Source organism: Lysinibacillus sp. NPDC056185 (assembly GCF_047737915.1).
In the GTDB taxonomy this organism is placed as follows: Bacteria; Bacillota; Bacilli; order Bacillales_A; family Planococcaceae; genus Lysinibacillus.
On record NZ_JBLLLQ010000045.1, the window covers coordinates 20,658 to 29,986 of the forward strand.

The window sequence follows — 9,329 nt, forward strand, 5'->3', positions numbered from 1 at the left end:
AAATCATAATAGGGGTGTTATAGATGACAAAGGTGGAAGTAAGTTTTAAGCATTTGCCAACGACTGCAGTTTCAGATGCGACAGGAGGACATACGAATTTACGCAGTGATATTAAACCGTTAGCAGATCATTATAAAATTGCTGGCCGTGCAGTAACAGTGCGTTTACCAGATGGTGAAAATGGTGCAGTATTGGAAGCCATTCGAGTTGCTAAAGAAGGGGATATTTTAGTAATTGACGCTAAAGAGAATACCAATCGTGCAGTTGCTGGTGATTTTGTTCTTTCATTAGCGAAGGGTATAGGTGTACAGGGCTTTGTCGTTGATGGTGTTATTCGTGATATTGCAGCTATTCGTGAGCTAGACTTTCCTGTATTTTCACTTGGCACAACGGTAGCAGCTGGCAATAAAAACGGCGGTGGTCAAGTAAATGTTCCTATTGCTATTGGGGGCGTTTCTGTTCGCCCTGGTGATTATATTATTGGGGATGTTGACGGTGTCGTTGTCGTGCCACAGGAAGATGCAGAGCGTATTGTGACAGCCGCTGAGGTAAAGCTCGAAAAAGATGACGTACGTGCTCAAGAGGCACATGCAAATGGAAAAGAATCTATTATTGCTTATTTAGATAAAGTATTAACTTCCTCCAGAAGAAGCTGAAAGAAGTTAAAGCCTAACGGCCGATTCCAGACGCAATAAAAAAACCCTCACGATGCCATCCATACATCGTGAGGATTTTTTTAATTTTTATGCTAAATTTTCATTATCTTTAAAGTAATTTTTCATTTTCTCTGAATCGAAACGGCCTTCCCATTTCGCCATTACTAATGACGCAAGTGAGTTACCAATTACGTTAACGACTGTACGTCCCATATCAAGAATACGATCGATACCTGCGATGAATGCTAAACCTTCAATTGGAATGCCGACAGTACCTAAAGTTGCTAGAAGCACAACGAAGGATACTCCTGGAACACCTGCAATCCCTTTAGATGTAACCATTAATACAAGCATTAACGTAATTTGTTCACCAATACTTAGGTGAATACCGTACATTTGAGCAATAAATAAAGCAGCAATAGCTTGGTACAGTGTAGAACCATCTAAGTTAAAAGAGTAACCGGTTGGAATAACAAAGGATACGATATCCTTTGGAGCACCTAGTTTCTCCATTTTCATCATAACTCGTGGTAACACAGCTTCAGAACTTGCTGTTGAGAACGCTAAAATCAGCTCATCTTTTAATACTTTAATTAAGAAGAAGATACTGATACCTGTAAATTTGGCCACAAGACCAAGAACGACAAAGATAAAGAATAGCATTGTTGCATAAACTAGTATAGCGAGTTTGCCGAGTGGTATTAGTGAAGCGAATCCATATTTGGAAACGGTTACACCAATTAAACCAAATACCCCAATTGGAGCGAATTTCATTACGAGGTTAGTTACCCAGAACATGGTATCTGCTACCCCTTGGAAGAAGTTTAATACTGGTTTACCACGTTCGCCAATGGCAGCAACCCCTAAACCAAAAATAACTGAGAAGAAAATAATCGCAAGCATATCACCTTCAGACATTGCCTGAATGATATTTGTCGGTACTATGCCTACAATAATATCAAATGGTCCTTCATGCTGTACTTCTTCTGTAGTTGCAACATATTTCGAAATATCTCCTTTAGAGAGCTCGTTCATGTTTACGCCCGCGCCTGGGTGGAATAAGTTTGCGGAAAGTAAACCAATTACAATTGCTACTGTTGTAATAACCTCAAAGTAAATAAGCGATTTCCCGCCTAATCGTCCAAGCTGTTTCATATCTCCAGTGCCAGCAACACCAACGATTAAAGTCGAAATAATAATCGGTACAACAATCATTTTAATTAGATGAAGGAAAATATCACCTAGAGGTTGTAGATATGTTTCAATTTTGGGGTTTCCGTAAAAGATACCACCAATAATAATCCCTAAAATCAAACCGACTAAAATTTGAGTGGCTAAACTGATTCTAAATTTCTTCTTCAAAACCTTAGTACCTCCTAATATTAAATTTTTAGGACTTGCCTTACTTTAATAATACGGAGGACTTATGAAATCCGACAAAATCCGAGAAAATTAATTTAATTTAGTTAAAATGTCTGAATATAATACCTGAATAAACTTCTTAATATTAACCTTTGCTTTGCGATTTTTGTGATCTTCTATCTGAGTCATAAGCAGACGAATTTCTTTAAAGTCAAAGTATCTAGGTGCATAATATTCAAATTCGGAGTTTGTATAATCTACGACACCTAAATTGGCGAGATTTATCATCGCTGCTAATATAGTACGGCGCACCCGCTGTTCAATGGCTTTACTTTCCTTCAAAATTTCATCTGGTGTAGCCTTTGTGACAACTGCAATCTCCTCATAAAGCTCTTTTAATGGTGGAAGTGGTGCAATTTTGTGCTGATGCGCAAGTAATGTTTCGATGATAGCTATAATATCTTCGCTTCCAATCTCGCCAACGATCCCCATATCATTTAAGATGGATTGAATATGATCGCGTGACGTTGCTTTATGATTGATTTGTTCACTTAGATCAATATTTGTAAGTGATTGGCGAATAATAAGTAATGAATTTTTCAGGCGAAATTGTTCAGTTGTTTTACGTAAAACATTTTCAACCTCAATACGGTTTATTGGTTTATGAATAAAGAAATCTATACCTTGCTCATATGCCTCACCAACCATTTCCTTATTCACTACTTGAGAAATCATGACAAATTGTCCTTCAAAACGATTTTGAATAAGGTGTTCGACTGTTGCTATCCCATCAAGCTTAGGCATAAGTAAATCAATCAACACAAATTCAGGTTGTGTCATTAAAATTTGTGGAATGGCGTCCTCACCATTGCGTGCTTCACCAATAACTGTACCTAAGCCACTATCTTCAATAATTTGTTTTAACATGACCCGACTTGCACGATCATCATCTACAATAAAATACCTCATTTAAGTCTCTCCCGTTTGAATAGTTTGCGTAGGAACTGTAATTTTAAACATCGTGTTTTGAGTATTTGATTCAACGGTTATTGAGCCATTTAATTTATTTACTAATTCAGCAACATGTGAGAGCCCAATACCTGTTGCTGCGACACCGTCTACATTGTATTTTGTAGTGTATCCAGGTTCAAAAATGATAGAGAGATTACTTTGTGGAATGCCCTTTCCGTTATCGCATACTGTTATTACAGTATCATCCTGTTGCTGCTGAATGGCAATAGAAATGATGCCTTGATCTTCAATTGCTTCTATAGCATTAGCTGTTAAATTATTCAAAAGTGCAAGCAATGCAATATGTTCCTTCGTTTGAAAATCGATCTCAATATTTAATTTAAATTCAATTTCTTTGCCGAGAAAATTAGCGTACTTACTGTTGCCGTCTTCAATATAATGTAATAATTCTGACAATCTAAGGGATCCAAAGCTCTTTTCACCAACAATTTTAGAAATACCTGCATAAATGCGTTGTGAATCCTTCTTCACTTCATGAATTTCCTGGGCAATATGAAGTGCCTGTAAACTTTCTGCACGATAACCTAGCGATTTTAATTGTCGATATAGTTCAAACCCACTGACTGTTATTGCTTCTATATGGTTCATAGATTTTTTTAAATAAAGTGTCTCAACATATAAATCTGAGCCGATTGTAAGCATTTCCTGAACACGTTTTTTTTGCTCAGCAATTAAAATGGAACTATATATACCAACAACAAAAAAGCTACGTAATAAAGCAACTGCTAATAGTATAAGTAAATCATGAAGGAATAAAAAAGTATAAGAATTTATAAAATAACGAAATAGTTGTTCCACTAAATTACTGAATACTTCACTAAACGCAACTAGCAATCCAAGCAATAGTGGTTTTTCTCTATATTGGTGAATGCTTAGAATTTGTAGGCATACTGCAAACAATATATAAAAGGCGGCGGCAGGTAAATGTATTAGTAAACTATTGACTACTGGAACATCATGTAAAGTGTAATTAATGATAACTCGAAAAATGGTTGTCACGATACTCGTAGTAAATCCAGCAAAAATAATAGGTGTAGGTCTTAGTAGAGTGCACAAAAAGAAAATAATACTTCCTAATCCGAAACGAAAAGGTGTATCAGCGAAAGGCATTATTTTAATTTCACTACCAATAGCAGTTAACAGGGCAATTGTCAAAATCCAAGTGAGGGAAGCACGGGATATGTAAAATTTCGAGTGCATAAAAAAATCCTTCCTAATAATATTAACGAGCATTATGCTAAAAGAGCTCATTTGTTTGAAATAAAGGTAATTGTACCACTACTTTTAATATTGCGTTGGGGCGAAAAGTGGTTTCATAATGAAAGCGCATTTGTCTAGATGAAATAATGCTATAGATTTTTTACGGTTATAACAATTTACAATAAAAAAATACCACAACCTAAGTGGAAGTGGCATCTAGTAAATGTTACATATAATTTTTAAGCAAAAAAAAACGGCTACATTCGTAGTCGGAATTTTAAAACTGGAGGAGGTAGAGGGATTCGAACCCCCGCGCGGTGTTACCCGCCTGTCGGTTTTCAAGACCGATCCCTTCAGCCAGACTTGGGTATACCTCCATATTGTTTTGTTCGTTGTCTTATCGACAAGATTTAATTTATCATATTTTAAAATTCACGTCAACAGATTTTTTATGTTTTTTTAACTTCATTCAACAATTATTTTCTGTAGCGAAAGTAAAGCGTCAGGTACAGAAGTCTTTCACCTCTATAGGAGGGAGATGAATGCGGTACTAAGTCAGTTTTTGAGCGGATGACATGGAATGAAAAAGAGTTCTTATAGCGCATCCATGCGATAATCGGTAAGGTATTATCGAAATGGCCGACATCGTGTCGGCCCTCATCCAGGCAAGCGCAAAGCCGATTCCGGACGCATTGTTTATCTGCGCGAAAGCGGCAATTATGGCGAGGCATAATGGATTAATAATTTCTTTTTTACAGTGCAGATAGAATGTTCCAAATAAATATTATGCGTATTAAGTTGCAATTTATGAAAACAGTCAGTATACTAGTTATTGCCGTGCTAGGTGGGAAGGTAGCGGTGTCCTGTAACTCGCAATCCGCTCTAGCGAGACTGAATTCCTTTTTCGAGGCTGTCCGTATTGTTTGGTCTGCCTTTTGCACGTAGTGTTGACGATTGGGTCCTGCGCAATGGATACCCATGAACTATGTCAGGTCCGGAAGGAAGCAGCATTAAGTGGTCTTATTCATGTGCCGCGGGGTTGCCTAATCTGAGCTAACGACAAGAGTAACGCTTATGTGCGGCTGTCGAAGAAAGGTGCACGGCATTAAATTGCCAATTCAAACGCATCCGTCTACAAAAGGCGGATGCGTTTTTTTATATGATTTTATACTATTTGTTGGGACATAAAATCAATCATTAGCACGTTTATGGGAGTTGCAAATTGTACGAGGCGGCCGATAGGAGCCGGAAGCATCAGCCTTCACTACAGGAAGTGAAAGAGAATCGTCCCGAAATTTTTGAAAAACGATGACACTATTTTATAAATAATGACGAAAATGCTATAATAGAACTATTCTATATAATGAAGAAAAGGAGAGGAAACCATTGACGTATCAAGCATTTTATCGTGTGTATCGACCGCAATCATTCCGAGAGATGTCTGGTCAAGCACATGTCAAAAGAACGCTACAAAATGCTCTCCTAGCGAATAAAACAACACATGCTTATTTATTTTCTGGCCCACGAGGTACCGGGAAAACAAGTACAGCTAAAATTTTTGCAAAGGCTTTAAATTGTGAGCATGCACCATCAAAAGAGCCTTGTAATGAATGTGCTACTTGTTTAAGCATTACTGACGGTTCTCACCCAGATGTTATTGAATTTGACGCGGCGTCTAATTCACGCGTTGAAGAAATACGAGACATCATTGAGAAAGTTCGATTTGCTCCTGCGAGTAGCAGATATAAAGTGTATATCATTGATGAAGTGCATATGCTTTCTACAAGTGCTTTCAATGCCCTTTTAAAGACGTTAGAAGAACCACCTGCACATGCTGTATTTATTTTAGCAACGACAGAGCCTCATAAATTGCCAGCGACGATTATTTCACGATGTCAGCGTTTTGATTTCAAACGTCTTTCAACCAATGATATTATCGATCGCATGAAAGTTGTATTAGAGGATATTGAGTTACCATTTGAGGAACAAGGTTTAAAGGTAATCGCACAATCAGCAGCTGGTGGTATGCGTGATGCTTTAAGTTTATTAGATCAGGTTGTATCCTTCAGTGGAGAAAAGTTGAAGCTTGAGGATACATTACTTGTGACAGGTTCTATTAGTCAGGAAGTTTTCTATGAATTAGCAGAAGCTCTAAAAGTAAAAGATGTCGCTCAAATGCTTGCGTTATTAGAACAGCTTATTGCAGATGGGAAAGATCCTCTTCGACTTTCAGAGGACTTGATTACATTTTTTAGGGATTTATTATTACTGCAAACAAGTGAAGATTTGGCTGAATTACTAGAACTAGTATCACCAGAGGAGCGAGTATTTACATTGGCGCATGATTTTGCACCGGATTTGCTCTATGGCTACATTGATATTTTAGCGAAAACACAGCAAGAAATGCGGTTCTCCCACCATACAAAGATTTACTTGGAAACAGCGTTACTTAAAATGGTGCAGTTTTCGGGTGGTGCAGTTGGTCAGACTACCACTTCAGGTGAGGTAGCTATGAGCCCTGAGCTCGCCCAAAAAATCGTGGCACTTGAGCAGATGGTGCAACAACTATCAGCTCAATTACAAGCTGGTGCTCCTATGCAAACAGCGCAAACACCAAAAGAGCAACGTCCACGAGCAAAAAGTCCGAATGGCTATAAAGCACCAACAGGCCGTATTCAAGAGATACTAAAGGATGCTACAAAGCAAGATGTGCAACGTATCAAATCGTTTTGGGCCCAGGCATTAAGTCAGATGCAAAAATCTCAGTCAGCTCTTTTAGCAGAGGCTGAACCTGTTGCGGCATCATCAAGTGCTTTTGTGTTAAAATTCAAGTATGATATTCATTGTCAAATGGTTGCTGATAATCAAGCCCTAAAAGCTCAATTCACACAATTAATTGCAGGGCAAACTGGTACTATGTATGAAATGCTTTGTACGCCTGAAGAGGCTTGGTTAAAATTACGTGAAGAGTTTATTCGTGATCATGGCTTACAGCAGGAGAAAAAATCTCAGAATGAAACCGATCATGAAATGGAATTGTCAGAACCACCACCGGCAGAAATGCCAGAAGGGCCGTTTATCGACGATGCTCAACCGCTTGCTTCACAAGATCCACTTGTGACGGAAGCAGAAAAGCTGTTTGGTAAAGATTTTATTGAGGTTGTTGAAGATTAATCATTTAGGAGGAATATGTTTATGCGCGGAATGGGAAATATGCAAGGTATGATGAAAAAAATGCAAAAAATGCAAAAGGAAATGATGGAGGCTCAAGAGACTTTAAATGCAGAGCAATTTGAAGGTGTAGCTGGTGGCGGTATGGTGAAAGTAACTGTAACTGGTCAACGTGAAATTGTAGAAGTAAATCTTGATCCATCAGTAGTAGATCCAGACGATATCGAAATGCTACAAGATTTAATCGTTGTTGCTGCAAATGAAGCGTTGAAAAAAGTAGATGAAAAAACGAATTCAACAATGGGTAAATTTACTCAAGGCATGAATCTTCCGTTCTAGGAGGTAAATAAATGTACTACCCAGAACCAATATCGAAACTGATTGATAGTTTTATGAAATTGCCAGGTATCGGGCCGAAAACCGCGGCTCGTCTGGCGTTTTTTGTGTTAACAATGAAAGAAGATGACGTTTTATCCTTTTCAAAGGCATTAATTGATGCTAAACGAAATTTAAGCTATTGCTCCGTATGTGGCAACATAACTGATGTAGATCCATGCCATATCTGTACAGACAAACAAAGAAATCATTCTATTATTTGTGTTGTCCAAGATACAAAAGATGTGATTGCGATGGAAAAAATGCGTGATTTCAACGGTATGTATCATGTATTACAGGGAGCTATTTCACCTATGGATGGTGTTGGGCCAGAGGATATTAATGTCGCTTCGCTACTAGTTCGTTTGCAAGATGAGACTGTTCAAGAGCTTATTTTAGCTACGAATTCGACGATTGAAGGCGAGGCAACAGCTATGTATATTTCTCGTCTAGTGAAGCCATCTGGTATTCGAACAACACGGATCGCTCATGGACTACCAGTAGGTGGAGATTTAGAATATGCAGATGAAGTAACGTTATCGAAGGCAATGGAAGGTCGCCGAGAATTGTGAGTGAGGGATTAATATGTTCTTCCGCAGTAAGGGAAAATTAAAAAAAGAATTCGATGACAAGCTTGTGAATCTTATAAAAGGAACAAAAGAGGATTTACAGCAGGCAAAGATAATTGAAGAATTACTAGACGACTATGATTTAGAAGTAATAGCTCAACGCAAAGCTGCGGAGAGTATACATTTTTATTTATTCAAGGAAGCTAGAATTCGTAGAGTATTAATTAAATAAGTTGGTGCCTCGGTATAATTAATATTCATAGAAGCAAAACAGGAAACATAAACTTTCATAATTATATTTGCTAAGGGGGTAACCATATGTCGTGGTTAGTAATTATGAGTTTTTGTGTGCCTGTAGTGCTTCTTTTTCTTTATATAATAATAAGACATGCCAAGATGGGTAAAATTTTAGAAGGAATGTCTGTGTTTTGGTTTAGATTTGCTTTTGCCTTTCTACTATTATTTATTATTCACTTAGGAATAGGGTATGCAGGCTATAATGTGCCGATTAATCTATTTTCAGTATTCACAATTGCAATATTAGGTATTCCGGGTGTGCTAGGGATAACTGCTTTAATATATTTTTTATAAGATGCTTGCAAAATAAAAATATTGTGGTATAGTAATAAGAGTCGTTAAGATAACTGTTGAAAAACAAATGAGTTTTAAATTAAATAATTTATTTGTTGACAATAAGTAAATGACATGATATTATATAAGAGTTGCTGCTAAGAAATGGAAACGAAATGAACCTTGAAAACTGAACAAGCAAAACGTAATCAATATAGTTTTTAGTAGCTAACCTTGAGTTGGTGAACGAAACAAAATTTTGGACATCAAACATGATGCCAGCAAAACAATTTGAGCTAATCAAATTTCTTTTTATGGAGAGTTTGATCCTGGCTCAGGACGAACGCTGGCGGCGTGCCTAATACATGCAAGTCGAGCGAACAGAGAAGGAGCT

The 9,329-nt window shown here is 37.5% G+C and carries 9 protein-coding genes, 1 tRNA gene, 1 rRNA gene and 1 other RNA gene; 8 read left to right on the top strand and 4 right to left on the bottom strand.

From position 1 onward, the window contains the following. Window positions 1-23 precede the first annotated feature (23 nt). A complete protein-coding gene (locus tag ACMZ42_RS24915; RefSeq protein WP_415733141.1) occupies window positions 24-656 on the top strand; it encodes an RraA family protein in 633 nt (210 codons plus the stop codon). 87 nt (window positions 657-743) lie between these two features. Here the strand turns inward: ACMZ42_RS24915 and ACMZ42_RS24920 are convergent, their stop codons facing one another. From ACMZ42_RS24920 to ACMZ42_RS24935, 4 genes are all read right to left on the bottom strand, one after another. Next, on the bottom strand, window positions 744-2,018 hold the full coding sequence (locus tag ACMZ42_RS24920) for a cation:dicarboxylate symporter family transporter (protein ID WP_370083301.1): 1,275 nt from the start codon (window positions 2,016-2,018) through the stop codon (window positions 744-746). A 90-nt stretch (window positions 2,019-2,108) separates the two neighbouring features. Next, entirely contained in the window at window positions 2,109-2,987 is an 879-nt protein-coding gene (locus tag ACMZ42_RS24925) for a response regulator (protein ID WP_337992051.1), read from the bottom strand. Then, a complete protein-coding gene (locus tag ACMZ42_RS24930) occupies window positions 2,988-4,250 on the bottom strand; it encodes an ATP-binding protein (RefSeq protein ID WP_370083303.1) in 1,263 nt (420 codons plus the stop codon). Between the two features lie 284 nt (window positions 4,251-4,534). Next, window positions 4,535-4,627, bottom strand: a tRNA-Ser gene (locus ACMZ42_RS24935). A 458-nt stretch (window positions 4,628-5,085) separates the two neighbouring features. Between ACMZ42_RS24935 and ffs the strand changes: the two genes are divergently transcribed. From ffs to ACMZ42_RS24970, 7 genes are all read left to right on the top strand, one after another. Further along, window positions 5,086-5,353, top strand: an RNA gene (ffs, locus tag ACMZ42_RS24940) — signal recognition particle sRNA large type. Window positions 5,354-5,636: 283 nt separating this feature from the next. After that, window positions 5,637-7,424 carry a DNA polymerase III subunit gamma/tau gene (gene dnaX, locus ACMZ42_RS24945; RefSeq protein WP_415733142.1) on the top strand — a complete coding sequence of 596 codons (1,788 nt, stop codon included), beginning with the start codon at window positions 5,637-5,639 and terminating at the stop codon, window positions 7,422-7,424. A gap of 21 nt (window positions 7,425-7,445) precedes the next feature. After that, window positions 7,446-7,760, top strand: a complete 315-nt coding sequence (locus ACMZ42_RS24950) for a YbaB/EbfC family nucleoid-associated protein (protein ID WP_370083307.1) — start codon at window positions 7,446-7,448, stop codon at window positions 7,758-7,760. Window positions 7,761-7,771: 11 nt separating this feature from the next. Then, a complete protein-coding gene (gene recR / locus ACMZ42_RS24955; RefSeq protein ID WP_079564088.1) occupies window positions 7,772-8,368 on the top strand; it encodes a recombination mediator RecR in 597 nt (198 codons plus the stop codon). 13 nt (window positions 8,369-8,381) lie between these two features. Then, on the top strand, window positions 8,382-8,597 hold the full coding sequence (locus ACMZ42_RS24960; RefSeq protein ID WP_132364636.1) for a YaaL family protein: 216 nt from the start codon (window positions 8,382-8,384) through the stop codon (window positions 8,595-8,597). 86 nt (window positions 8,598-8,683) lie between these two features. Next, a complete protein-coding gene (locus tag ACMZ42_RS24965) occupies window positions 8,684-8,956 on the top strand; it encodes a pro-sigmaK processing inhibitor BofA family protein (protein ID WP_142511000.1) in 273 nt (90 codons plus the stop codon). A gap of 290 nt (window positions 8,957-9,246) precedes the next feature. Then, window positions 9,247-9,329: ribosomal RNA gene (locus tag ACMZ42_RS24970) — 16S ribosomal RNA — on the top strand; the annotation flags it as partial.